This window comes from Rheinheimera sp. B2H12 (genome assembly GCF_059620065.1).
This window is the reverse complement of the sequence record NZ_CM184363.1, coordinates 777,613-803,296: the sequence shown is the minus strand read 5'-3', so window position 1 is coordinate 803,296 and position 25,684 is coordinate 777,613. Positions and strand designations below refer to the sequence as shown.

The window sequence follows — 25,684 nt, the reverse complement described above, 5'->3', positions numbered from 1 at the left end:
GAACCAGGAGGGTGAACAGCACAAATGGCATTACAACGAGTCGCAGTGACCGCATTACCTATTGGCAGCTACGTGGTGGCCGTAACCCGGCAACAAGGTGATGTAGTGGTGAAGCATGCGGGTTGGGTCACCTCAGCGCACAGTATCGCTTTGTTGCGCCAACGCGGTGTGCTGGAAGTCGCCATAGATCCGGCCAGACAATTACCACCAGCAGTCCAGAGCACTGTCGCGCTCCCCTCTGTGTCAGAGCGCCGGCCAGCCAAAATTAGCTTTGAGCAGGAAATCAGCCGGGCTGAACTGGTATTCCGACTGAGCCAGCAACAAGCCGAATTGGCGCTGAGTCAGTTAATCCTGCAGCAGCAAGTTGATTTTAGCGGCTTAAATAACCTCAGTTGCCGGCTGCTGGAAAGCACCAGACGAAACCGTCAAGCCTTGTTATTTTTACAGCAAGTCAGCCAGCAGGATGATGCGCTGTTGCAACACAGCATCAGCTGTGCTTGCCTGATGGCGGCATTTTGCGCCCATCAGGCGCTGGAGGAGCCACTGGCAGAACAACTGACGATGGCGGCGTTGTTACATGATGTCGGGGCATTGCAGTTGAAATTAAGCTTATCCGGCCGCCCCTTTAACGACAGCGCCGCTGCCGCCGCCAGTGTGGCGCTGCTACAGCAACAAGCCGACTGTCCGGCAGTACTACTGCAAAGCATCAATGAACATTGTCTGGGTCTGGCGCAACAACAAAGTCCAGGTGGCAAAATGCTGGCCATCGTGAACTGCTACAGCAAGCTGATGGCCAAAGGCCAAAAAACCAGCTCAGTCCAGGCGGCACAGTTGCTGCAGCGAAGAGCCGATCACAGTCTGGACCGCAGCTTATTGCAGGACTTTTTACGTTGTGTCGGGCTCTACAGTCCGGGTTGTGCTGTTCGGCTGAAATCTGGCCGTATTGGCCTGGTGCTGGAGAATCATCCCCAGCATAGTGACAAACCCAGAGTGAAAGTATTTTACCACAGCCGGCTCCGCCATCATCTGCCAGCTAAACTGGTGGATTTAGCCAGACAACCAGAGGAGCGGTTGGACGCTTGTGTCGATTTAGCTGATTATCAGCTTGAGTTACAACACTATTGCTAACATGCTCAGCGGCCGGGCGCTGACGGCAACCGGTAAGACCATTCGGTTAAAGCTTCCATACTAAACAGCTGCCGTCCCATCTGCAGTAATACATACTGTGCGGTAATTTCTTTGATTTGAATATCGGCCGTTACCCACTGCCCTTCCTGTAAATCTTTGCCGTTGACCTTGACCCAACGCTGTTCCGGCGTGCTGGCATAGACATGGGCTTCAAAGCGCAGCGGCGGAATTTGTCGTTTCAGCAATTCATCCAGGCTATGAATATCACGCGCTGGCGCAGCGGATTCGGTGATGCGCTGATGTGCCGGTAACTGATCGGTCTGCGCCAGCGCCAGTTCAAATTTACGCTTCAGTTCGTCCGGGACTTCGGCGGCAGTCAGCTCCGGCAATTGGGCGGGTAACTCCAGCACTTCTTCGTCCGGATCCGCCATTGCCATCTCAGCTTCTGCTACAAAGTCATCCTGCCCGGTCAATGCCTCAGCAGCCAGCATTTCAGCGTCCGACTGACTGTGCTGCAGTGTTTTGGCTTGTTTGCCGCCGCCAGGTAACGCCGACACCAGTAATTGCGGTTCTTCAGTCGCCGGCACCTCTGGCGCTATTGGTGCCTTGACTGCCAGAATTTCGCCAACAATCTGCGCTGCTGTCGCCGGCACCACAGGGATCACAACCTGTTGTTGCCGTTGTTGCCACCAATCCGCCAGTAAAAACCCCAGCAGAATTCCGACCAGCATGAGCAATAACAGCGCCAGCACTTTCCAGCCTTGCTGCGATGCAGACGTTTCTGCCGCTGGCACTGGAGCCGCTGGCATCAGATCCTGTTGTTGCTGCACTTTTAGGGCATCCATTAATAACGACATAACCTCAAACTCCGCCAGGGTGCAGCAGCAGCGTAACCAATACTCCCACCCCGATACATAACAAAAATACAAAAGCCAATAACGGCCATAACCACCAAGGCCGGACCTTGGCTGCTTCGGGTTGGCGCACTGCCAAAATTTCGCCAGCAGCTTGCTGTACCAGTGGTACATCAATCAAGGCTTTTTGCTGGCTGTAGCCGCCGAGCAAAGCCCGATCACAAATCAGATTCACCAGTCGCGGGATACCACCAGACAACTGAAACAGTTTTTTCAGCGCCGCTTCGGTAAAGACCGGCCGGCTGCAACCGGCCACCTGCAAGCGGTGCTGCACATAATATTGCACTTCAGCCAGCGTCAGTGGCATTAAGTGATAACGGGCTGTGATGCGCTGCGCTAACTGGCGTAAGTCCTGGCGCTGTAATAGCTGCTGTAATTCCGGCTGGCCGATTAAAATCACCTGCAGCAATTTTTTGGTATTGGTTTCCAGATTGGTCAACAGCCGCAGTTGCTCCAGCACCGCCGGTTGTAAATGCTGGGCTTCATCAATAATCAGAATGGTATTCATGCCAGCCTGATGATTTTTCAGTAACTTAGCGGTGATTTTATCGGTCAGTAGTTTCAGACTGGCGTCGGTTTTTTTATAGCGAATTTTCAGCTCATCACAAATAGCGCCAAGCAATTCCAGTTCGGATAGCGTCGGATTTAAAATAAATGCCACTTGGGTATTGGCTGGCAGATCTGCCAGCAAACAACGGGAGACTGTGGTTTTACCAGTGCCGACTTCGCCGGTCAGCAACACAAAACCACCGGCATCACCCAGACCATAACGCAAATGCGCCAGCGCCTCAGTATGACGAGCCCCCAGATACATAAATTCCGGGTTTGGCGCTATCGAAAAAGGCTGGCTGTTCAGGCCAAAAAATCCGGTATACATAACATCCTGTTGAATCAGATAAGGCGACTTTGTTGCTCTCTCGTTATAATGTCAAAAAAACCGCAGTCAGGAAAGCATGTGAAGATATATCTTGTCGGAGGCGCTGTACGCGACCAGTTACTGGGCCTGGCCATCAAAGACCGCGACTACCTGGTGGTCGGCAGTACCCCCGAACAATTACTGACGCAAGGGTACCAGAGTGTTGGCAAAGATTTCCCGGTATTTTTGCACCCCAGGACTAAACAAGAATATGCGCTGGCCCGGACCGAACGGAAACAAGGCCAGGGTTATACCGGTTTTGCCTGTTATTTTGCCCCTGATGTCACGCTGGAACAGGATTTATTGCGCCGCGATCTGACCATTAATGCCATGGCACAGGACGAGCAGACCGGTGAAATATTTGACCCCTACGGCGGTCAGCAGGATATACAGCAACGACTGCTGCGCCATGTGTCAGCGGCATTTGTCGAAGATCCGCTGCGGGTACTGCGGTTAGCGCGTTTTTACGCCCGTTTTTATCCGTTGGGTTTTACAGTGGCCCCAGACACCAAGCTATTACTGCAACAGTTGGTACAACAAGGTGAGCTGCAGCATCTGACTGCCGAACGGGTGTGGCAGGAAACCGCCCGCGCGCTGCAGGAAGCAACCCCGGCGGCCTATTTTGAGTTATTACAGGAAGTTGGCGCACTGGATGTGCTGATGCCTGAACTAGCCAAACTCTGGGGCATTCCAAATCCGCCCAAATGGCATCCGGAAATTGATACCGGCATTCACAGTATGCTGGTGCTGAGCCAAGCGGCGCTATTATCTGACAGGCTGGATGTGCGTTTTGCCGCTCTTTGCCACGATATCGGTAAAGGCGAAACCCCAGCCGAGCACTGGCCATCCCATCATGGCCACGAAACGCTGGGTCTGCCGCGGATCAACGAACTCTGTCAGCGGCTGCGGGTCCCCAATGACTGCAAAGAGCTGGCACTGCTGGCCAGCGAATATCATCAACTCATTCACAAAGCACGTGAGTTGCGGCCTGTCACAGTGCAAAAATTATTTGACGGCATCGATCTGTGGCGTAAACCAGAGCGGCTGGAGCTGTTACTCACCTGCTGTATTGCTGATTTGCGCGGTCGCACCGGTTTTGAACAAGCCGACTATCCGCAAGCCGATTATCTGCGCGCACTGGCCAAGGCCGCCCGCAGTGTCGATATCAAAGCGCTGGTGGCGCAAGGCCATCAGGGCGAAGCCATGCGCAGTGCCGTGGCCGCGGCGCGGTTAGCCACTATCCGTCAGGCTATGCCGCCGGAGGCTTAATGTGACGGCGTAACAATATCAACCCGAACCTCGTGCAGATAGCATCAGATTACTTGCGCACGATAAACAAAAACGGCGCCGCAGCGCCGTTTTCATCCAGTACAAAGCTATCAGGCTGTTTCCAGCTCTTCCGCCTGAGCCCGATCAGCCTGGTGATCCTTGGCCAGCAAGACGTAAATAGATGGCAACACAAACAGTGTGAAGATGGTCCCGATGGTCATCCCCAACACCAGCACTATACCAATAGAATTGCGGGCTGCAGCGCCGGCACCTTCGGCGAAAATCAGTGGCGTGTGACCAGCAACGGTAGCGATACTGGTCATCAGTACAGGTCTTAACCGCAATACTGAAGCTTGCCGCACCGCTTCAATCTTACTCATGCCCTCTTCCTGCAACTTGTTGGCAAACTCCACCACCAGAATACCGTTACGGGCAATCAAACCGACCAGCGTCACCAGACCCACCTGCGAATAAATATTCAGCGTGCTGGTAAAAGCGTCGGTGTAGTGCGGCATCGGTGCCGGAATTTTCAGGAAAGTGAACACCAGCGCACCAAACATGGCCAGTGGCACTGAACCGGCCAATATCACAATAGGGTCGCGGAAACTGTTGTACTGAGCCGCCAGTACCAGGAAAATCATCGTCAGCGCCATGATAAAGGCGGGCAGGAAAGTATTACCTTCCCGCTTTAACTGCCGCGATTCACCGGTGTAATCGACAGTGTAAGTCGATGGCAGCAGTTTCTTCGCCTCTGCTTCCATATAACGTAAGGTTTCATCCAGCGGTTTTAACGTCACGCCACTGATTTTCACCGCATTGAGCTGCTGCATCCGGTTAATACTGCGTGGCGCCGTAATGTGATCCATACTGGCAATTTCGTCGAGCCGGATCATGCTGTTATCCGGGCCTGTGATATACAGATTTTTCAAATCGTCTGGCGTTAAGCGGCCAGAACGTTTCACCTGTGGGATCACCTTGTAGCTCAAACCCGCCATGTTAAAACGATTGACATAACCACCACCCAATAAGGTGGCCAGGTCCTGGGTGACAGTGCGCATATCCAGGCCCAGATCCGCCACTTTTTCCCGGTCAATATTCAGCTGATACTCCGGCTGATCCACTTTCATATCCAGCAATGGCGGGAAAGCAAACATGCCACTGGCCGTCAGTTTTTCCTGCAGCTTCAGCGCATAATCGTAAATTTCACGTGAGTCGGCGGTTGAAGCAATCACAAACTCAACCGGGAAATCGCCGCCACCCGGTAATGGTGCTGGCGTGATAGGTAAAATCCGCACCCCGGCAATTTCGCTGAGCTTTTGCTGCACTTCAGGCACAATGTCGGCGGTCGTGCGCTCGCGCTCATCCCAGGGTTTCACCACCATGCCGCTAAAACCACCAGTCGGGAACGTGATCTGGAAGGTGAAGTCGGTTTCCGGCACATTCATAAAGACTTCATTCACCTGCTTGCCGTAGAAGGACGATTGGTCAATAGTGGCATTGGCTGAGGAGTCAACAATACCAAAGATCACGCCCTGATCTTCCATCGGCGCCAGCTCTTTGGCAGACATGCTGTACAGCGGTACTGTCAGCGCGGTAATCCCGAGCCAGAACAGATAAACGCCCCAGCGGTTATGCAAGGTCTGATTCAGTTTGGCACTATAAAACACGGCAAAACGGTCAAAGGCTTTGGACAACGGCGCTTTTAATTCACTATGTGGCTTCAGCATCCGCGAGGCCATCATCGGCGACAAGGTGATAGCAACCACGGCGGAAATTGCCACCGCCCCCGCCAGCGTAATGGCAAATTCACGGAACAGGGTCCCGGTTAAGCCACCTTGTAAACCAATAGGCACATACACTGAAATCAGCGTGACAGTCATGGCGATGATCGGACCGGCTAGTTCCCGCGCCGCGACCAGCGCTGCTTTATACGGCTTTAAACCTTCCTGAATATGCCGTTCGATATTTTCCACCATCACGATGGCATCATCGACCACCAGACCGACTGACAGCACGATCGACAGCAATGTCAGCAGGTTGAGCGAAAAACCAAACACCTGCATGATAAACAGCGCGCCTATTAACGACAGCGGGATGGCAATCACCGGGATCAACACTGAGCGGCTAAAACCCAAGAACAGGAAAATCACGATGATAATGATGATCAGGGTTTCCGCCAGAGTTTTAATCACATCATCAATCGCAGCCTGAATATATTTAGTTGCATCATAAGACACTTCCGCAGATAAACCGGCCGGCAAATCCGATTGAATGGCCTGCATTTCTTCATTAACTTTTTTAATCACATCCAGGCTGTTGGCATTGGGTGCCACAAAGACCCCCATAAATACCGCCGTTTGACCTGAATAATTCACCTCTGTGCTGTAATCATTGGCACCTAACACCACATCGGCAATATCTTGCAACCGCACCACACCTTCAGCATTTTGCCGCACCACTAACCGGCGGAAATCCTCCACATGGTTCATATCGGCGTTGGCGCTGAGGTTGACCGCGGTATAACTGCCATTGGTCTGGCCAATGGCTGCTTGCACGTTATTATCGGCTAAGGCATTGCGTACGTCGGTTGGCGTCACACTGTAAGCAGCCATTTTTTCTGGTTTTAACCAGATCCGCATGGCAAAAGTACGACCACCCAGAATGTCGGCTTTTTGCACCCCGGCAATCGCAATCAAGCGCGGTTGCACTGAGCGGGTTAAGAACTCAGTAATCTGGTTCTGTTCCAGAATGTCGGAACTGAAACTTAAGTAGGCAGACGCAAACTGGCTGTCAGCTGCTTCAATTTCAATTGAAGGTACCTCAGCTTCCGGCGGCAACTCGCCCCGCACCTGATTGACTTTGGCGGTAATTTCGGTCATCGCTTTCAGTGGGTCATAATTAAGCTGCAAATGCGCACTGATGGTTGACACACCCATGGTACTTTGCGACGCCACATAATCGATACCACCGGCTGAGGCAATAGCCCGTTCAATGGGCGTGGTAATAAAACCGCGCACTAATTCAGCATTGGCCCCCACATACACAGTAGTAATTTTAATCACAGCAATATCACTGCGCGGATACTGCCGCACGGACATATTGCTGAACGACTGAAAACCGGCCAACAGGATCAGTAAACTGACCACAATGGAAAGCACCGGTTTTTTAATAAAAATATCGGTAATATTCATGCTTCACCTGAAAAAAGCTGTTTGTGCAGCAAAAAAGACGGCTGCAGTGGTCAGCCAGCGCTCAGCGCCTGCTGACTATCCATCCGGTTTAACTCACCCCGGTTAACTATCCGTCGGTTTAGGTTCAGACTTAAATTCAGGTGTTGGCATCTTACTCACCACCAACGCCTGTTTGTTAAACAACTTAAAAGCCCCAGCGCTGACCACTTGCTCGCCTGCTTTTAAACCATCCAGCACTTCAACAAAATCACCGCGTGATTGACCAAGCCGGACAAATTGTTGCCGGGCGACCAGACCACCATCGGCTGCATCGGCAATAAACACGGTATCGCCATAAGGGGCATAAATAATGGCTGTGGTTGGAATAGCCAGTACTTGCTGTGGATCACTCAGTGTCACAGTGGTTGAAACTGCCATGCCAGGGATTAATTTGTTATCCGGATTTTCCATCGACGATTGCACAATTACATTGCGGGTGGTGGTGCTGATTTCAGAACCAATCGCCGTGACTTCGCCTTGTACCACAGTGTCATTGGCTGTGGTAACAGTCACAGGTAAACCACGACTGATTTTTACCAACCAGTCTTGTGGCACCGGGAAATTCACCCGCACTCTGTTGGTGGCTTGTAAGGACACAATCGCAGTGCCGACTTGTAAATCTGTGCCTAAATCGACCTGGCGAATGCCAACCCGACCGTCAAATGGCGCGCGAATTTGCTTTTTCTCCAGAGTCGCCCGTAAGTCGTCTACATCCCCTTTGGCTGATTCCACTTGTTGGATCACGCTATCAAGTTCACTTTGGCTGGCGATATTACGTTTGCGTAATTCAACCAAACGTTGATAGCTGGCTTGCGCCAGTTTTAACCGTGCTTGCGCTGCATTGAGCTGGGCTTTTTCATTCACCGCTTCTTGTTCAATCAGCACTTCGCCGGCTTTGACCTGAGCGCCACTCTGAAAAGCAATCCGTTTCACCTTACCTGGAACCTGGGCTGAAATGGTAATACCTTCATCCGCTTCCACGGTGCCGATTGCAGTGTAGGTATGAGGCCAGCTTTGGGTGCCGGCGGTATAAAGGCTGACACTCTCAGGCGGCGGCACAAAAGACTCGCCGCTTTTGATCATCATAGAAATCTGTTCGCCTTTGATGCCTGCAATCACAGCAAACACCAGCACTAACAGACCAAGTGCAATCAGAATGGATTTTAATGGTTTCATGAAACTCGCCAGTTTGGTGAATAAATCTAATTAGGAACAATTCTCAATTGTCGAGAACCGCTGTATAAAATACCATGCTTTGTGCACAATTTCGAGTCAGATCAGCTGATAAAATCAGCAATTCTGTAACTTTTTGTGAAACAAACCGGCTTGCAGCACCGGGACCACCATTCAAAACTGAAAAGGTACCTGCCAGATTTTTTGCTGTTTCTGGTATTGCTGCCACAGTTCAGCATAGCTCTGGCCTGTTACCGGATGTAACACAGTTGGCGCAATTTCAGCCAATGGCCAGAGCACAAAGGCATTTTCAGTAATTTCGCCACGGGGTAACTCAATCGGCTGCTGACAAACGCATTGATCATAGGTCAACAAATCCAAATCTAAAGTCCGGCCACAAAATTTTTCACCATCCCGCACCCGGCCATGCCGGTCTTCGATGGTTTTAAACAGCGCCACACAATCGGCAATAGCCAGTTCAGTGCTGGCACCTATCACCATGTTGTAAAAAGGATCGCCGCGAAAGCCGACCGCATCGCTTTCATACACCGAAGATAATTGCAAAGTACCAAACTGCTGTTGCAACTCCTGCACCGCCATCCGCAGGTGATGCTCGCGGTTATTGTTGCTGCCGACACTGATATAAATGTCTGCCATTACCACTGTCCCCGCCGGATCCGCACACCCACAGTCGCGGCGGTTTTGACCGCGCCCGGTTTGGACACTGTGACCATTACGCCGCGCGTGGCAAAACGGCTCAACAACATGCTGGCAATTTTTTCCGCGACAGTTTCAATCAATTCAATAGGTTCAGCACAAATCAGCTGTTGCACCTGCTCGGCAATCACGGCATAGTCCAGCGTCAGCCGAATATCATCAGCAGTTGCTGCCTGACGGATATCGGTGGCCAGTTCCAGATCCACTTCAAGCCGCTGCTGAATAGTTTTTTCCCATTCATACACGCCAATCACAGTGTCGATCTGTAGCTGTTTGATAAAAACAATATCCATTTTGACGGTTCCGCATTGCGTTATCTAAAGGTTCAGGTAGGCTGGTCGGATAGGCAAATGCTTAAAAAGTCTATAATCTGACCGCAGTTTTAAAGCCGATGCGATCTTAACGCAAAAGCGGGTGTTGAGGAAATCCATTGATAACATCTGAGATCGGACTGATGATGGTAACCGCATATTTATGCGGTTCAGTGTCTTCTGCCGTGATTGTCTGCCAACTGTTCCGGTTACCGGACCCGCGCCTGCATGGTTCTGGCAACCCTGGTGCCACCAATGTGTTAAGACTCGGCGGCACCCTGCCTGCCGTGCTGGTGTTACTTTTTGATGTGCTCAAAGGCACCATCCCGGTTTGGGGCTCTTATTTTCTCGGCATCGAAGCTTTTTATCTGGGCATGATCGCCGTTTGCGCTTGTATCGGCCATATCTATCCGCTGTTTTTCGGTTTTCAGGGCGGTAAAGCCGTTGCCACCGCTTTTGGCACTATGATGCCGATTGGATTGGATCTGGCCGGTTTATTAGTCGCCACCTGGATTATTCTGGTCGGGGCCACTGGTTATTCTTCTTTTGCCGCCGTGATTACTGTCAGCCTGGCGCCCATTTTTACCTGGTTTATTAAACCCTTGTATACCATTCCGGTACTAATGCTCAGCATTCTTATTGTGATCAGACACCGCGAGAATATTGTCAGGTTATGGCAGGGTAAAGAATCCAAAGTCTGGGATAAAACGAAAAGACCGAAAGAATAAAACTAAAATGGGCCGCAACTGCGACCCATTTTTCAACTGACAATCCAGTTGCTGCAACTATCCTGCTCAGGGTAAAACAAAACCGACCGCTGCGTTGACCTGAGCCAAAGTCCGGGCCGCCCGCGCTCTGGCATTTTCGGCGCCGGCACGCATCACGGCATTCAGTGTACTTTGATCCTGCCGCAGCTCGGCAAAACGCTGTTGGACAGGCTCTAATAATGCAATCACTGCATCCGCCACATCGCCTTTTAGATGTCCGTACATTTTACCTTCATATTCAGCAACTAAGGCATCAATAGGCTTGCCGGTGACACCGGATAAAATGCTTAACAGATTGGCAACGCCTGGTTTCTGTTCCAAATCAAAATACACCCGTGGTGGATCTTGGGAATCTGTCATCGCCTTTTTGAATTTCTTGCTGATTATTTTAGGATCTTCCAGCAAGCCAACAAAGTTCCACGGATTTTCATCCGACTTTGACATCTTCTTGGTTGGTTCCTGCAGGCTCATCACCCGCGCGGCCACTGGCGCAATAAAAGGTTCCGGCACGGTAAAAATATCACCATGGCTGGCGTTAAAGCGCATCGCCACATCACGAGCCAGTTCGAGATGTTGTTTTTGATCATGACCAACCGGCACCTGATTGGCCTGATACAACAGAATATCAGCGGCCATCAGCACCGGATAAGTAAACAGACCGGCATTGACGTTATTATTGTGCCGCTCTGACTTATCTTTAAATTGTGTCATCCGACTTAATTCACCAAATTGGGTATAGCAATTCAGCACCCAGGCAAGTTGACTGTGTTCAGGCACATGCGACTGCATAAAGACCGCAGAGCGCTTCGGATCAATACCACAGGCCAGATACAATGCCAGCGAATCTAACGAGGCATTGCGCAGCGCCTGCGGATCTTGCCGCACCGTAATGGCGTGTAAATCGACAATGCAATACAAACAATCATAGGCATCCTGCATCTGATCCCACTGTCTTAATGCACCTAAATAGTTGCCGATGGTCAATTGCCCGGAAGGCTGGGCACCGCTTAATACAATAGGCTTGGCGGCCGATGTTGTTGCTGTCATGAATGATCCTGTCTGAGGCAGGCAAGATGCCTGCGGCTAAGCAAAAAATTGTCGCGATTATAGCCTGCCAGCACTGAAATTGGCAGTCTGCTCAACGGCGTACTTTGGCCAGTTCAGCGCGCATGGCGCTAATCACAGTGGCATAATCCGGTTGACTGAAAATGGCCGAACCGGCGACAAACATATCGGCCCCGGCAGCGGCGATGTCGGCGATATTATCTGTTTTAACACCACCATCGATTTCCAGCCGGATCGGTAAACCACTTTGGTCAATGATTTGGCGCGCCTTGGTCAGTTTGTCCAGGGTGGCCGGAATAAAACTTTGGCCACCAAACCCTGGATTGACTGACATCAGCAAAATCACATCGACTTTGTCCAGCACATAATCTAAGTAACTGAGCGGTGTGGCCGGGTTAAACACCAAGCCGGCCTGACAGCCATGCTCGCGGATCAACTGCAGGCTGCGGTCAACATGGCGGCTGGCTTCCGGATGAAAAGTAATGATACTGGCGCCCGCTTTGGCAAATTGCGGGATCAAAGCGTCCACCGGTTCCACCATCAAATGCACATCAATAGGTGCGGTAATACCGTAATTGCGCAGTGCACTGCAAATCATCGGTCCGAAGGTCAGATTCGGTACATAATGATTATCCATCACATCAAAGTGCACCACATCGGCTCCAGCCGCCAGTACCCGCGCAACATCGTCGCCTAGTCTGGCAAAATCGGCCGATAAAATAGAAGGCGCTATTAAAAATGGCTGCATCAGCAAGGTCTCCAGCAATCCGGTGGTTCACAAAACGGCTACTTTAACCGATCCAGCAGCGTTTTGGCAGTCGGATGGCCCAAGCCTGCTGTCCCAGTCGCCCAAAAAACAGGCAACGGCGCACCAAGTTTGCACATTAGCGGTTCAGCGCTACACTATATTCTCACTAAGTGATTGAAATTAAATAACATCAACCCATGGCATAAAACTGGAATAGCAGATTGGGATACTCATAATAAAGGGCAATGCAAATGAAACACAGCGCAGCAACAATGATGAACTCCCGCAGTAAAGTTTTAACCAGCGCTTTGCTGCTGGTGCTTGGTCTTGGCAGCGGTACAGCGATGGCCGAGCCGAAAGTCAGCGGTAATCTGAGCCTGACCTCAGACTATTTATTCCGTGGTATTTCACAAACTGACGAAGGCATGGCGCTGCAAGGTGGTTTAACGCTGACTGGCGATACTGGTTTTTATCTGTCCGCCTGGGGTTCTAATATCAATTTTGGCCAGGGCTCAATGGAATTAGATGTATTGGCGGGCTGGACAGGTCAGTTATCTGAGGAATGGACCACAGATATTGGCGTGATGCAGTATCGTTATCCAAATGGCGATAACGCCACTGACCAATTTAACTTTGTCGAATTCTACAGCAAATTGATTTATGGCGGCCTGACGCTTGGCCTGGCCTATTCCAGTGATTACTTTGGCACTGACGTCGACAAATATTATTATCTGTCAGGCGATTACAACTACAATCTGTCGGATACTTTCAGCTTACAATTTCACGCTGGCTTGAATCAATTTGAAGATAATGCTCAATACAGCACTTTTCTGGCGGCAGGCCCGGTCGGTGGTGACTCTTACATCGACTGGAGTGTGGGTGTGACGACCACTGTGCTTGGCAGCAGTGTGGCGCTGAAATACGCCGATACCGATATCGAAAATTCAGCCGAATGTTATTTATGTGATGGCCGTGTTGTGCTGAGCCTGACCAAAGCGTTCTAATACCAGTCACAATCACAACCCGCCGTTGAATGACAGCGCAGCGCATGCAATGAACGCATTCGCTGTGTTGGCTTTTTAGCCGCAACGTTAATTGCAGACTTGTTAATTTTTCGCTTCTGCGTTATGCTTTGACGGTTTTTTCCACAACCTAGGCTTAGTAATGAAGACATCAGTCCTGTTGAAAACTACCAGCTTGCTGCTCAGCCTGGTCGCAGGTACTTATTTGTTGCAAGCTGAACCCAATCCTGTGCAAGCCAGCTGTCTGCAATTAGTCACCGTCAGCGACTATGGCATTGAAACCTATCAGCAACAATGTCAGCCTGCCCCCCAACAAAGCTGGCTAGCATGGTTCAGTGGTCAAAGCCGTTCCACTCAGTTCCACTTTATAGACTTACTGGAATTGCTGAACAGCTTTAAACACGAGTCACACTGATGGCAACCAAGCCAGGGCTGAAACAATTACTTAAAGCCGTGGCTGGTGCCTTTATTGGCGTGCAGTCAGAACAACAGCGCCAACAAGACTTTAATAGTTCAGGGCCATTGCCTTATATTGTGGTTGGCGTGCTGATGACGCTGTTTTTTGTTGGTAGTTTATTACTGCTGGTCAGCTGGGTACTGCCCTGATTGGTTACTTTTTTACCGCTGTCGCCCGGTATAATGCAAACAATTCCGCCACCTTGCCTCTGCTACTGCCTTTTTGGCTGATCGAACGTCCAACCTGAATGCTGTGCAACTGCGCTGCATGATAAATCTTTCGGGTCCAACTGGTGTCATGATTACTAATCAACACATGATGACCCTGTTGCTGCGCTTGTTCCGCCAGATTAGCCAAGTCTGCCTGATCATCCAGATTAAAGCTGTTTTTGGCATAAGAGGTAAAATTAGCCGTCTTCGACAAAGCAACATAAGGTGGATCACAATACACCGCACTATTGGCAGGTAAACTGGCAAATACCTGCTGGTAACTTTGACAGGTGAAAGTGGCTTTGCGACTTTTTTCCGCAAAAGCTTCCAATTCAGCTTGCGGAAAATAAGGCTTTTTATAGGAACCAAAAGGCACATTAAAAGCACCGGACTGGTTGTAACGACATAAACCGTTGTAACAATGCCGGTTCAAAAACAAAAATAACAAGGAGCGCTGATAAGGATCCACCGTCTGATTAAACTGCTGACGTAACGCGATAAAAGTACTTTTATCATTGTTTTCCGCTTTGAACAGCAGCTTGGCATCGGCAATCAATTGCGGGGCATTCTGTTGCAAGCCCTGATACAAATGGATTAAATCAGCATTGATATCATTGAGCTGATAATGCTGAAAATCAGTATTCAGAAACACGGAGCCAGCGCCGACAAAAGGTTCAACCAGCACATCAGCCGCTGGCAAATGACCGGTAATAGCTTCGACCAGATTAAATTTGCCGCCAGCCCATTTCAGAAATGCCCGCTGTTTTTTGCTTGCCAAAGTTGCTTTCAAAGCCTGTCCACCTGCTTACTGAGTACTGATTTCGCTGTGGATATCGGCCAGCGACTTCACAAAGGCCTGTTGCAGCGGTGCTGGCAGCGTCGAAATTTTGGCTTTGGCCGCGGCAGCATCGGCAAAAGGAGCCAACACGACAACCAACTGCCGCTGGCCATTTTTGCTGCGCTGATAGGTATGGGTTTTTAATTGCGGGTTATTCCGAATAAAGTTTTGTTGCGCCACGTCATTGGAAAACACCACCAACTGCAATGCAACCTGCTGACCAGACATCGATAACAACTCAGATTCGGCAAACAAATAACCGCCAGTTGGCGCTGTCGGGCGGCTTGACGCTGTCGCAGCAGGGGCAACAGTCGTGGGTTGAGCGGCTATTTCAGCGGCCGCTTGGGCAGCTAAATCCTCTTCCGGTTCAACAGCGACAGTTTCAGGCACCACTTGCTGTTGGGGTAACGCCAACTCGGCAGCCATCTGCTGCTCCAGTGAACTTTCAGTCGCCACAGCTTCAGTCGAGGGCGCTGTGGCCACATCAGCCTCAACGGCAGCCGCTTGCGGCTGCGCGGCATTGGCGGCAGCCAAGGTACGATCCGGCAAGCTTTGTGAGTCAGCAACAACTGCGGGCTCCGTCTCTGCAGCCTGAGGCGCTGTGCTATCGACGGTTTCAGCCGTGCCGCTAAAATCAACTTTTGGCGCCATGCCAGCCACTTTGGAAGTTCCGGCTGGCGTTTTGACTTCTTCTAATTGCTCAACCAACTGCTCGACCACCGCCTTGCTGGCATGCACCACAGGTGCGGCAGGTTGCGGTTCAGCATTGATTTCCTGCTCAGCCGGTAAATAAGTCAGTTCGCCCAGACCATCCGATTGCAATTGTTGTTCTGACCAGAACCAGAACCCGACCACAGCGGCAATCACCACCATACCAGTGCTAAATACCAGCAACGGCGGCACTAACGAGCCTTTCCCTGTGACCACAGGGGCAGGCTTTTTCACTTTGGCCAGCGCCGGCTGCAACAAAATATGCATATTACCATTGGCGATATCCAGCCTGTCTGCCACCGACAGCGTGCTGAGCTGCTGATCCTGCAATAACAAAGTAGCATCTTCCAGCGTCAGGCCTGGTAACGGCAGATTTAATTCGGCATGCGGATCCGGTTGTAACGTTGCCGCCACCACCAGACAAGGTAATTCGGCCAACTCGGCCCATAATTCCAGCGGCAGTTGTTCTGCCTGATCCAGCACCAGTGCCAGCGGCTGTTCAGACTGGCGTTCACCAACCAGTTGCAGCAATGTACGGCTGGCATCTTTACAAAAACCAAACCAGCTTTCGACCAGATGTTGCCGCACCCGCACTGTGGTCAGTTCAGGTTCGGCTTTGAGCAATGCCAGATTAAATTCGCCGGAGAGTAAATCAGCAATCGCCAGCGTCAGGGTACTTTTACCAGTGCCGGGGCCACCCACCAGATGGATCAACTGATAAGGATTAAATTCCAGCTGAAATACCAAACGTTCTAACCACTGCTGTTGCGATGGTAATAACCCTTTCATCTGTTTCAGCTTTTTTTGTAAATCAGACATCTTTTCTGGCAAATACCTGTAGTAATTCAGTTTCGGTCACATCATCACAAATGATGGCCTGTCCCAGCTGTTGTGGCAGAATAAACCGCATCCGGCCGGCTTTGACTTTTTTATCTGTTTTCATATAAGGCATAAAATCGCTGATCTGCATCTTGGCAGGTGCCACGACCGGCAAGCCAAAATGCTGCAGCAACTGGCGGACCTGGGTCACTTCCGCCTGACTGACCCAGTTGCGGCTGGCTGCCAGTTCAAACGCCATCATCATGCCAACCGCCACAGCCTCACCATGCAGCCACTGACCATAGCCTAACCAGGCTTCAATCGCATGACCAAAGGTATGGCCTAAATTCAGTAGTGCCCGCTCGCCCTGTTCAGTTTCATCGCGGCTGACAATATCAGCTTTCATCTGACAACAATGTCGGATCATCTGACTGAGCGCCGGCTCCTGCAACTGCACAATGGCGTGCTGCTGCTGTGCCAGCCAATGGAAAAATGCGGCATCACCCAGCAGGCCATATTTAATCACTTCAGCCATACCAGCCGCAAATTCACGGGCAGGTAATGAGCGCAACGCAGTGGTATCAATCAGCACGGCTTGCGGCTGTTTAAAAGCGCCGATCATATTTTTGCCAAGCGGATGATTGACCGCAGTTTTACCTCCAACTGAGGAGTCAACCTGCGATAACAAAGTGGTCGGGATCTGGACGAAATCAATGCCACGCTGATAACAGGCCGCGACAAACCCCGTCATATCGCCAATCACACCACCGCCGAGCGCGACCAATAACGCATCACGTGGCACGCTGTTTTGCAGTAAAAATGAGTTGGCCTGTTCAAAGGACGCCAGGTTTTTATAGGCTTCGCCATCAGGGAGCAACAGTTCAAACAGCTGTTGACCGGCAAAAAGCTGACGCACTGCAGGCAAATACAGCTCTGCAACCAGCGGATTGGAAATGATAGCGACTTTGGCGTAACGCCAGAGCATGAACAGCTCAGGAATTTGCCTTGCACCTGATAACAGATCAGGCGCAATGACAATAGGGTAACTGCGCTGGCCAAGTTGAACGGCAACTTTTTCCACTGGCAGCCCCCTTAGCTGGAAAAATTAAAAACCCAGTTGTTCAACAATTTGATTAGCAACAGAACGAGCACTTTGCTCGTCGGTCCGGATGGTGAAATCGGCGATTTCTTCATACAACGGATTGCGTTCAGCTGCCAGGCGTTCCAGCACGTGTTGCGGTGCTTCTTCCGTCTGTAACAGCGGACGGCGTTTATCGCGCTGGGTCCGGGCCACCTGTTTCTCAATTGGAGTTTCCAGGTACACCACAATGCCACGCGCCGATAAACGGTTGCGGGTTTCTTTACTTAAAACTGAACCACCACCGGTTGCCAGCACAATGCCTTGCAAACCTGTTAAGTCTTCAATCACGTTTTCTTCACGTACCCGGAAACCTTCTTCGCCTTCCAAATCAAAAACCCAGGCAATATCCGCACCGGTACGGCGCTCAATTTCCTGATCTGAATCGTAAAAGTCGAGATGCAGCATTTCTGCTAAATGACGGCCAATGGTACTTTTTCCTGCGCCCATAGGGCCAACAAGGAAGATATTTCGTTTCTCTGCCATATGTCGTAATGCTAATCAGCTAACTAGTGAGGGTTAATGTCAGGGCCTAAAAGCTCCCACGAAAATTTGAAGCGCTGAATTATGTCAGCTTTGCCGAGTTGTTAGCAAGCTATATTTCACCGGACGCTGGCGCATCCGGTGTTGGCTTGCTAGCGCGGCTATTTGTTTTCATTCAAAATTTTGGGCGTGACAAAGATCAATAATTCTTTTTTCTCTGTCTTATCCAAGGAACGGCGGAACATCAGGCCGACATAAGGAATATCACCCAGAAAAGGCACTTTTTGCACGGTATTGATAGTTTGTTGCTGGTAAATACCACCCAGCACCAAAGTTTCACCATTGTCGACCAGCACCTGGGTTTGGATACGCTGGGTATCAATAGCCACCGCATTGCCGGTTGATGTTTGCACCACTTTGCCTTCGGTATCCTGAGTCACAATCAAATCCAGAATAATTTTATTATCCGGTGTGACTTGAGGTGTCACTTCCAGACTCAGCACGGCTTTTTTAAATTCCACTGTGGTCGCGCCACTGGAGGCCGCTGAGACATAAGGAATTTCCACACCTTGCTCAATGCGGGCTTTTTTCTGATTAGCAGTCGAAATCCGCGGCGACGCGACAATTTCAGCCTTGTTTTCTTCTTCCAGCGCCGACAGTTCCAAATCAATTAAGGTCCCATCGCCTAATTTGGCAATATGGAAACCAATCCGGCCAGCCGAGGTATTGGTCAGTGGTAAATTGACGTTGTAACGGCTATTACCGGCCAATGACGGGATCCGGCCATTGGCCAGCTCATTGGCCGCTTCCAGCGAGCCGCCCACGGCTTTTGTCATCTGCTGATCATTAAAACCCCAGCGGATCCCCAGCTCATCGGCCACACTGTCTTTAACCGTCACCATCCGCGATTCAATCAGCACCTGTTTGACTGGCACATCCAGCCGCTCGATTAAACGCCGCACATTTTCAATCGCTCTGGCGGTGTCTTTAAGCAGCATGGTATTGGTTCTTTCATCCACCGACACCACACCACGGCTACTGAGTAAAGACGCATCTTTATTACTGAGCAACTTCGCGAGGTCTGCGGCTTTGGCATAATTCACCGCAATAAATTCCGAAAACAGCGGCTCCAGTTCAGCCACTTTATTCCGTGCTTCCAGCTCTTTGGCTTCCCGATCGGCCAGTTCTTCGGTCGGCGCCACCATCAGAATATTGCCATCCATCCGCTTGTCGAGGCCACGGACCTTTAACACAATATCCAGCGCCTGATCCCAAGGGGTCGCATCCAGCCGCAACGTCACGTTGCCAGTCACCGAGTCACTGGTCACTAAGTTAAAACTGTTATAGTCGGCAATAATCTGCAGCACAGTCCGAACCGGAATATCCTGAAAATTCAAAGAAATCGCCCGACCTTTATACTCTTTACCCTGATTCATCAAACCAGTGGCATTCAGATCTTTTTCCACATCCAGCGTAAAGACATTGTCCAGTTGCTGATATTTGTAGTGAAAGGCCGCCAGCGGTTCAATCACCAGTCGGGTGACTGCCCCTTCCTTAAAAGTTTCGATGCCTTTGACGACAGTGCCAAAATCCATTACATCCAGTTGATACAACAAGTCATCCGGAATATCAGTGTTATAAAACTCAGCCACCACTTTGCCATCTTTTTCTGCCACATTCACGGCGCTGCTGTTTTCTTTCAGGAAGACGAACAAACGACCTTCGCCTTTTTCGCCGCGACGAAAATCAATCGACTGTATTTTGTTGATATAGAGTTGTGCCTGATTACTGCGCTGATTGCCAAGCCGGGACTTACTGCTGTCGGCGATATGCAGATAAAAGATATTCTCTTCCACCCGGCCGTTATACACCTGTAATTGGTCCAGATAAATTGCAGTGATAAAGCCGTCGGCGAGAAATTCGGTACTAGCCTTTTGGATGCCAGCTTTATCAATCAGCACAGTTGACAGATTTTCGGCAAAATCAGCCTGGTTAAAAATCACATTGATACGGGCCGGGTTATTTTGCACCTGCAATTGCGGCATGACACTGAGCTTCTCGTCAAACACAAAAGCCACTTCGGTATCGCCACTTTGTAACGGGCTGTAACGGATTTCCGACAATAACGGCACGGCAAAAGCTGGTAACGCCAGCCAAAGTAAACTGCTCAGCAGCCAGAAGCGCAGCCAGGTTTTGATCTGATCAGGTATAGTTATTTTTTTCATTTTCAGCTCATACATATTATTTTCCAGCTTCCGTTGCCGGTCCGGCCATTTGTAACACTGTGGTGCGCTCTTTCCAGCAACCTGCGCCATCGGGAATTAATTCCAGAATATCAATCTGGCTCGGCCCCACCTGCACCACTTGCCCATGGAACAATCCCAGATAATTATGCTGAGTGATCCGATGTAAAGTTTTATCCGAAGCTTCAATTAAAGCCCAAACGTTATCGGCATCTCCCAAAGTACCACGCATTTTCAGGTTATCCAGTGCATATTTTTCCAGCGGCTCTTTTTGCCGGGTTGGATCAGGACTGAGGCAGTCTTGCAACTGCGAAAATTTTTCCTGAATCGCTTCCGGTCTTGGGCTACTGAACGGACTGCGGGCATCGGCTGATTTATAAGGGATATGCACAAAAGGCTGCACTTGCGGCAAAGGCGGAATTCTGGCCGGAGTGTTCGCTTTAACTGTGTCCATAAATTGCTGGATATCACCGATTTCGTCATAACAGCCGGTTAAGCACAGCAGCAATAATGGCAGTGCCAAGGAAGCCCTCACTATTTGGCCTCCTTATAACGATAAGTTTTTGCCACCACATTAAACACCAGTCGCTCATTTTGATCGGTGCTGACGGAGAAATCATGTAACGAGACTATCCGCGGTAGTTTCGCCACTTCACTGACAAAATTACCAAATTGGTGATAATCACCGACCACATCTATTTTAATTGGCAGTTCGGTGTAAAAATCTTTTTCAATCTCAGGCAGCCAATGGATGCGGACAAAGGTCAAGCCGGTTGAGGTACCGGCAAAGGTAATATCATCTAATAAACCTGGCGTTTCATGGGTGGCAGGTAACTGTTTCAGCAAATAAGAAAAGGTTTGCTCCATTTCGGCCATTTGCGTTTTATACAGTTCCAGATTCACCGCCGAGGCGTATTTCACCCGGTAAATCTGGCGTAATTCCTGCTCTTTTGCTTCCGACATTTCTAACTGCAGAATTTTGTCATCCACCAGCAGAAAATACGACAAAGTTCCAATCAATAGCACCAGGACCAAGGTGACCAGTGCTTTTGCCACTGTGGGCCAGTTGCCCATATCGGCCAGATCCAGATGATTCAGCTCTTCCCAGTCGATATTCAGCTTCATTTTGTGCCCCCGCCCGCGGTCGACGGCACTGTTTTGGCAGCGCCCTGGACAGCTTCAAAACCTTTCACAGTCAGGTGAATTTTAAAATCACTGAGTAACTGTGTCTGATCTTTGCCGGCTTCGATAAACTCCAGCAAGGGTTGGCCGAGCAAACCCGAACTCTCGACCGAGCGGATCATGGCGGATAAGCGGTTATTGGATTCACTTTTACCCACCAGTAACAGGGAAGGCCCCTGCTTTTGCAGGTTGGTCAGATAAACACCCGCTGGCACTACTGTGGCAATTTCGTCCATAATCTGGGTCCCCAAATTACGGCTGCTTTGCAACTGGGCAATCAATTCCATCCGTTTTTGCAGATTTTTTTTCCGTTGCTCCAGCTCACGAATTTCGACAATCCGCTGTTCCAGGATACTAATTTCATTCTGCAAGAAACTGTTACGATACTCCTGGCCTTCAATCTGGGCTGAATACACAGCTGCAAGCGCAAAAATAACACCAAAACTGACCAAGCCAGCAGCAGTCAGCAGTGTCATAAAACGGGTTTGTTGTTGTTTTTTCTGCGCTTCCCGCCAGGGCAGCAGGTTTATAAATGCCATGGTGAAAAACTCCGCAACGCCAACCCGGTTGCCACCATCAACTGCGGTGCAATTTGCTCCAGATGCAGTTTATCCACCGCAGGCGCAGTCTCCAGCGCGCGGAATGGATTGGCCAGCACCGTATGAATGCCAAGCTCTTCAGTCAGTAATTTATCGACGCCGGCAATCAGGCTGCTGCCGCCGGACAACAACAAATAATCGATATTGTCGCGACCTGAGGTGGTGAGGTACATCTGTAAACCACGGCGCACTTGTTGTAATAACATGGTCTGGAATGGTGCCAGCACTTCGAACAGGTAATTTTGCGGTAATTCGTTTCTGACTTTGTTGCTTTCTGCTTCTTCGTAACTTTTACCGTAATATGACACTATGCTGCGGGTATAATGTTCACCGCCAAACATCTGGTCTCTGGTGTACAAGGTTTTACCATCTTCGATAATGCTGAGCAGGGTCATAGTAGCGCCAATGTCGACCACAGCGACCAGTTTATGCCGGGCATCCTGTGGCAACTGGCTGGCACAGAGTTCGGCCGCCCGGCTTAAGGCATAACTTTCGACATCGATGACTTTGGCAACAAAACCGCCATTCTCCAGCGCGCTGGCACGGGTCTGAACACTTTCGGTACGGGCTGCGCTCAGTAACACATTGACTTTAGAAGGGTCATTGGCATTCAATTCAAGCTTTTCAAAATCGATACTGACTTCACTCAGTGGATAAGGGATCAGGCTATCGGCTTCAACTTCAATCTGACTGGCCAGCTCAGCGTCTGACAGACTGGCATCCATAAAAATAACCTTACTAATCACTGTAGAGCCCGAGACGGCGGCAGCGGCAAATTTAACTGATTTTGGTATTTTTTTCCGGATCTTGCTAATTACATTGGCGACTGCTTCAATGTCCTGGATCTCACGTTCATTCACAGAACCTTTAATCATGGGTTCAATTGCAAAGGCTTCTACTTTATAATGCAAACCCTGTTGGCTGAGTAACACCGCCTTGACGGTGTGGGCACCAATATCAACGCCCAGAATTAAAGGGCTTTTCGATTGAAACAGACGTTTTATCATAGCTTCCTGCGGCCGTATCAAATTATGAACATGATGGCATGAACGTCGGGCTGGTCGGATTTCGGACTAAAATTGTCTGTAAAACGACTGCTAAAAAATTATACTAGCAGCCTATTTTGTGAAATGGGAGCAAAAATTGGGGCTATTCAGTGTCTTGGCTTAAAAAACTTTTAATAATCACTTTATGCAGCTTTATCGCTGGCATAACCTTTATATTTGGTAGCTATCTTTACCTGAAAGATGACCTGCCCAGTGTAGAAACATTAAAAGACGTCCGGCTGCAAACCCCGATGCGGGTGTTCAGCGAAGACGGCGAACTGATTTCGCAATTTGGTGAAAAGCGCCGTATTCCACTGAAAATTGATGAAATTCCGCCTTTATTAATCAAAGCGGTGCTCGCCACTGAAGATGCCAGATTTTATGAACACCCGGGTATTGATGTGATTGGGGTGTTACGGGCTTTTACTGTGGTCGTCGCCACCGGTGAACCCACCCAGGGCGCCAGTACTATTACCCAGCAATTAGCCAGGCTATTTTTCCTCAGCCGGGAAAAGAAAATCGTCCGCAAAATTAAAGAAGCTTTTCTGGCCATCCATATCGAAGAATTGCTCAGCAAAGACGAAATTCTGGAACTGTATTTAAACCGGATTGAACTTGGTCAACGCGCTTTTGGTGTTGGCGCGGCCGCTCAGGTGTATTTTGGCAAAAATATTCAGGATCTGACCTTATCTGAAATTGCCATTATTGCCGGTTTACCGCAGGCACCTTCAGTGTTGAATCCGGTGCGCTCACCCAGTCGCGCCCGCGCCCGGCGCAATATTGTGTTAGGCCGGATGCTGACTGTTGGTTACATCACCCAGCAACAGTATGACGAAGCCATCCAGGCGCCGGTGGTGTCAAAACTGCATGGTGCCCAAATTACCGCGTCAGCACCTTACCTGGCGGAAATGGTCCGCAAAGAAGTAGTCGACACTTATGGCGAAGAAGAAGCTTATTCCAAAGGCTTCCAGGTATTCACCACAGTGAACGCCAGCCAGCAAGCCACTGCGGTAGCGGCGTTACAACAAAACTTATACAACTACGATGAACGGCATGGTTATCGTGGCCCAGTTGCCGTGGTGTGGCCAGCCACCTTACAACAGGATGATACAGGCAACAGCAGCTTTAAAGAACAAGAACCTTTATCTGATGAAGCCATTCTGGCTTATCTGGATCAGCAAGATGCCATTGAGCAGTTGATCCCGGCCGTAGTCACCGCGGTGGAAACACGCAGTGCCGAAGTGATGATTGCCGGTGGACGTAAAGTGAAACTGGGCTGGGACGGACTGAAATGGGCGCGGGCTTTTATCAGCCATGAACGCCAGGCTAATCCGCCCAAAGCTGCCAGCCAGATCCTGGCGCCAGGCATGCACGTGATGGTGCGGGAGTATCAGGGCGAGTGGCGCTTATCGCAATTGCCGCAAGCCAGCAGCGCTTTAGTGGCGCTGGATCCGCAAACAGGCGCTATCCGTGCTTTGGTCGGTGGTTATAGCTTTGGCCAGACCCAGTTTAATCGGGTCACTCAGGCTAACCGTCAGGTCGGTTCGAATATTAAACCTTTTATTTATTCTGCCGCACTGGAACATGGTTATACCCTGGCTTCTATTATCAATGACGCCCCCATCCATGAATGGGATGCCGGTTCAGGCACCGCCTGGCGGCCGAAAAATTCACCCGATGTGTATGATGGTCCGATCCGCTTACGTGAGGCACTGGCGAAATCGAAAAATGCGGTTTCGGTGCGCTTGATCAGTGGCGTCGGCATAGATAACGCCATCAATCATCTGGAGAAGTTTGGTTTTCACAAAACAGATTTACCACGTAACCAGACACTGGCGCTGGGTTCAGCCTCACTGACGCCACTGGAACTGGCGACGGGTTATGCCGTGTTTGCCAATGGCGGTTATCTGGTCAAGCCTTATGTGATTACCAAAATTCTGGATGATCAAAATAATTTGATTTATCAGCATGAACCAATACAGATTTGCCAGGATTGTGCCACCACTGAGACTGCAACGGCTGCGGCTGCTGATACAACAGAGCCAGCACCAGCCACTGCCAGCACACCGACAACAGCGCCACGTTATGCTCCGCAGGTGATTTCAGCCCAAAATGCGTTTTTAATTTCAGAGGCGATGAAAAGTGCCATTTGGGGCGGTCCGGGCTGGGATGGCACGGCCAAAAATCTGAAAGCATTAAAACGGCGTGATCTATCAGGAAAAACCGGTACCACCAACGATGTGAAAGATGCCTGGTTCTCTGGCTTTACCCCAGATCTGGTGATCACCAGTTGGGTGGGTTTTGATGATGCCGAGAGTGTGCTCGGCAAAGCAGCCTGGAACAGTAATTTGGGCACCGACCAAATTGCCGGCGGTGAATCAGGTTCCCGCACTGCCCTGCCGCCATGGCAAAAATTCGCGGCTGCAGCCCTGAAAGACCTGCCGGAAAAGTTTCCAGCAGCACCTGTTGGCATCGTATCAGTCCGGATTGACAATGCTACCGGTCTGCTAAGTCAGGCCACCGACAGCAGCAGTAGTTTTGAGTTCTTCCGGCAAGGCACAGAACCAACCCAATATGCCAATCCGAATAACCCGGATTTACCGCAAAACCAGCAACAACAGCAGGAAATCGATATTTTCCGCTGATGGTTTCGACAGACAAGGTTGGACTCGCCGCGTCGCGCGGGTCCAAGCCGAAAC

General features: G+C 50.2%; 24 protein-coding genes. 7 read left to right on the top strand and 17 right to left on the bottom strand.

Translation table 11 applies throughout. The features are described from left to right. Positions 1-24: 24 nt before the first annotated feature. A complete protein-coding gene (locus AC53GJ_RS03555) occupies positions 25-1,128 on the top strand; it encodes a DUF3391 domain-containing protein (RefSeq protein ID WP_496731164.1) in 1,104 nt (367 codons plus the stop codon). Positions 1,129-1,133: 5 nt separating this feature from the next. Here the strand turns inward: AC53GJ_RS03555 and AC53GJ_RS03550 are convergent, their stop codons facing one another. Continuing rightward, positions 1,134-1,985: a general secretion pathway protein GspB gene (locus AC53GJ_RS03550; protein WP_496731163.1), complete on the bottom strand. Its 852-nt coding sequence runs from the start codon at positions 1,983-1,985 to the stop codon at positions 1,134-1,136. 4 nt (positions 1,986-1,989) lie between these two features. After that, complete coding sequence (locus AC53GJ_RS03545) at positions 1,990-2,919, bottom strand: ExeA family protein (protein ID WP_496731162.1); 930 nt, start codon at positions 2,917-2,919, stop codon at positions 1,990-1,992. Positions 2,920-2,997: 78 nt separating this feature from the next. Here AC53GJ_RS03545 and AC53GJ_RS03540 point away from each other — a divergent pair, with 78 nt between their 5' ends. After that, positions 2,998-4,227, top strand: a complete 1,230-nt coding sequence (locus AC53GJ_RS03540) for a multifunctional CCA addition/repair protein (protein WP_496731161.1) — start codon at positions 2,998-3,000, stop codon at positions 4,225-4,227. A 110-nt stretch (positions 4,228-4,337) separates the two neighbouring features. On the opposite strand, the gene AC53GJ_RS03535 is transcribed toward AC53GJ_RS03540, so the two are convergent. From AC53GJ_RS03535 to folB, 4 genes are all read right to left on the bottom strand, one after another. Beyond that, positions 4,338-7,418 carry an efflux RND transporter permease subunit gene (locus AC53GJ_RS03535; protein ID WP_496731160.1) on the bottom strand — a complete coding sequence of 1,027 codons (3,081 nt, stop codon included), beginning with the start codon at positions 7,416-7,418 and terminating at the stop codon, positions 4,338-4,340. Between the two features lie 102 nt (positions 7,419-7,520). Further along, the gene (locus AC53GJ_RS03530) at positions 7,521-8,633 is read right to left on the bottom strand and encodes an efflux RND transporter periplasmic adaptor subunit (protein ID WP_496731159.1); all 1,113 of its coding nucleotides are present in this window, start codon (positions 8,631-8,633) and stop codon (positions 7,521-7,523) included. A gap of 171 nt (positions 8,634-8,804) precedes the next feature. Then, the gene (gene folK, locus AC53GJ_RS03525) at positions 8,805-9,287 is read right to left on the bottom strand and encodes a 2-amino-4-hydroxy-6-hydroxymethyldihydropteridine diphosphokinase (RefSeq protein WP_496731158.1); all 483 of its coding nucleotides are present in this window, start codon (positions 9,285-9,287) and stop codon (positions 8,805-8,807) included. Further along, a complete protein-coding gene (gene folB / locus AC53GJ_RS03520; RefSeq protein WP_496731157.1) occupies positions 9,287-9,640 on the bottom strand; it encodes a dihydroneopterin aldolase in 354 nt (117 codons plus the stop codon). Before folB ends, folK begins: the two co-directional genes overlap by 1 nt. A 161-nt stretch (positions 9,641-9,801) precedes the next feature. On the opposite strand from folB, the gene plsY reads away from it, so the two are divergent. Next, on the top strand, positions 9,802-10,386 hold the full coding sequence (plsY, locus tag AC53GJ_RS03515) for a glycerol-3-phosphate 1-O-acyltransferase PlsY (RefSeq protein WP_496731156.1): 585 nt from the start codon (positions 9,802-9,804) through the stop codon (positions 10,384-10,386). 66 nt (positions 10,387-10,452) lie between these two features. On the opposite strand, the gene trpS is transcribed toward plsY, so the two are convergent. Together trpS and rpe are read right to left on the bottom strand one after the other, a co-directional pair. Then, positions 10,453-11,472: a tryptophan--tRNA ligase gene (gene trpS, locus AC53GJ_RS03510; RefSeq protein ID WP_496731155.1), complete on the bottom strand. Its 1,020-nt coding sequence runs from the start codon at positions 11,470-11,472 to the stop codon at positions 10,453-10,455. Positions 11,473-11,563: 91 nt separating this feature from the next. Then, positions 11,564-12,238, bottom strand: a complete 675-nt coding sequence (rpe, locus tag AC53GJ_RS03505) for a ribulose-phosphate 3-epimerase (protein ID WP_496731154.1) — start codon at positions 12,236-12,238, stop codon at positions 11,564-11,566. 251 nt (positions 12,239-12,489) lie between these two features. On the opposite strand from rpe, the gene AC53GJ_RS03500 reads away from it, so the two are divergent. From AC53GJ_RS03500 to AC53GJ_RS03490, 3 genes are all read left to right on the top strand, one after another. Then, on the top strand, positions 12,490-13,242 hold the full coding sequence (locus tag AC53GJ_RS03500; RefSeq protein WP_496731153.1) for a TorF family putative porin: 753 nt from the start codon (positions 12,490-12,492) through the stop codon (positions 13,240-13,242). A 178-nt stretch (positions 13,243-13,420) separates the two neighbouring features. Then, on the top strand, positions 13,421-13,675 hold the full coding sequence (locus AC53GJ_RS03495) for a hypothetical protein (RefSeq protein ID WP_496731152.1): 255 nt from the start codon (positions 13,421-13,423) through the stop codon (positions 13,673-13,675). Then, a complete protein-coding gene (locus AC53GJ_RS03490; protein ID WP_496731151.1) occupies positions 13,675-13,866 on the top strand; it encodes a DUF2970 domain-containing protein in 192 nt (63 codons plus the stop codon). Before AC53GJ_RS03495 ends, AC53GJ_RS03490 begins: the two co-directional genes overlap by 1 nt. A 4-nt stretch (positions 13,867-13,870) precedes the next feature. On the opposite strand, the gene AC53GJ_RS03485 is transcribed toward AC53GJ_RS03490, so the two are convergent. The 9 genes from AC53GJ_RS03485 to AC53GJ_RS03445 all read right to left on the bottom strand — a co-directional run bounded on the left by AC53GJ_RS03485 (position 13,871) and on the right by AC53GJ_RS03445 (position 22,946). Next, complete coding sequence (locus tag AC53GJ_RS03485; protein WP_496731150.1) at positions 13,871-14,716, bottom strand: Dam family site-specific DNA-(adenine-N6)-methyltransferase; 846 nt, start codon at positions 14,714-14,716, stop codon at positions 13,871-13,873. 15 nt (positions 14,717-14,731) lie between these two features. Beyond that, positions 14,732-16,264 carry a hypothetical protein gene (locus AC53GJ_RS03480; protein WP_496731149.1) on the bottom strand — a complete coding sequence of 511 codons (1,533 nt, stop codon included), beginning with the start codon at positions 16,262-16,264 and terminating at the stop codon, positions 14,732-14,734. Positions 16,265-16,286: 22 nt separating this feature from the next. Beyond that, on the bottom strand, positions 16,287-17,375 hold the full coding sequence (aroB, locus tag AC53GJ_RS03475) for a 3-dehydroquinate synthase (protein ID WP_496731148.1): 1,089 nt from the start codon (positions 17,373-17,375) through the stop codon (positions 16,287-16,289). A 24-nt stretch (positions 17,376-17,399) separates the two neighbouring features. Next, a complete protein-coding gene (gene aroK, locus AC53GJ_RS03470; RefSeq protein WP_496731147.1) occupies positions 17,400-17,918 on the bottom strand; it encodes a shikimate kinase AroK in 519 nt (172 codons plus the stop codon). Between the two features lie 158 nt (positions 17,919-18,076). Continuing rightward, on the bottom strand, positions 18,077-20,140 hold the full coding sequence (locus tag AC53GJ_RS03465; protein ID WP_496731146.1) for a type IV pilus secretin PilQ: 2,064 nt from the start codon (positions 20,138-20,140) through the stop codon (positions 18,077-18,079). Between the two features lie 16 nt (positions 20,141-20,156). Next, positions 20,157-20,693, bottom strand: coding sequence for a pilus assembly protein PilP (locus AC53GJ_RS03460; RefSeq protein ID WP_496731145.1), 537 nt, complete (start codon positions 20,691-20,693; stop codon positions 20,157-20,159). Further along, entirely contained in the window at positions 20,693-21,283 is a 591-nt protein-coding gene (locus AC53GJ_RS03455) for a type IV pilus inner membrane component PilO (RefSeq protein ID WP_496731144.1), read from the bottom strand. Before AC53GJ_RS03455 ends, AC53GJ_RS03460 begins: the two co-directional genes overlap by 1 nt. Continuing rightward, complete coding sequence (locus tag AC53GJ_RS03450) at positions 21,280-21,879, bottom strand: PilN domain-containing protein (protein ID WP_496731143.1); 600 nt, start codon at positions 21,877-21,879, stop codon at positions 21,280-21,282. Before AC53GJ_RS03450 ends, AC53GJ_RS03455 begins: the two co-directional genes overlap by 4 nt. After that, complete coding sequence (locus AC53GJ_RS03445) at positions 21,867-22,946, bottom strand: pilus assembly protein PilM (RefSeq protein ID WP_496731142.1); 1,080 nt, start codon at positions 22,944-22,946, stop codon at positions 21,867-21,869. Before AC53GJ_RS03445 ends, AC53GJ_RS03450 begins: the two co-directional genes overlap by 13 nt. A 290-nt stretch (positions 22,947-23,236) precedes the next feature. Between AC53GJ_RS03445 and AC53GJ_RS03440 the strand changes: the two genes are divergently transcribed. After that, on the top strand, positions 23,237-25,630 hold the full coding sequence (locus tag AC53GJ_RS03440) for a penicillin-binding protein 1A (protein ID WP_496731141.1): 2,394 nt from the start codon (positions 23,237-23,239) through the stop codon (positions 25,628-25,630). The last annotated feature ends 54 nt before the right edge of the window (positions 25,631-25,684 follow it).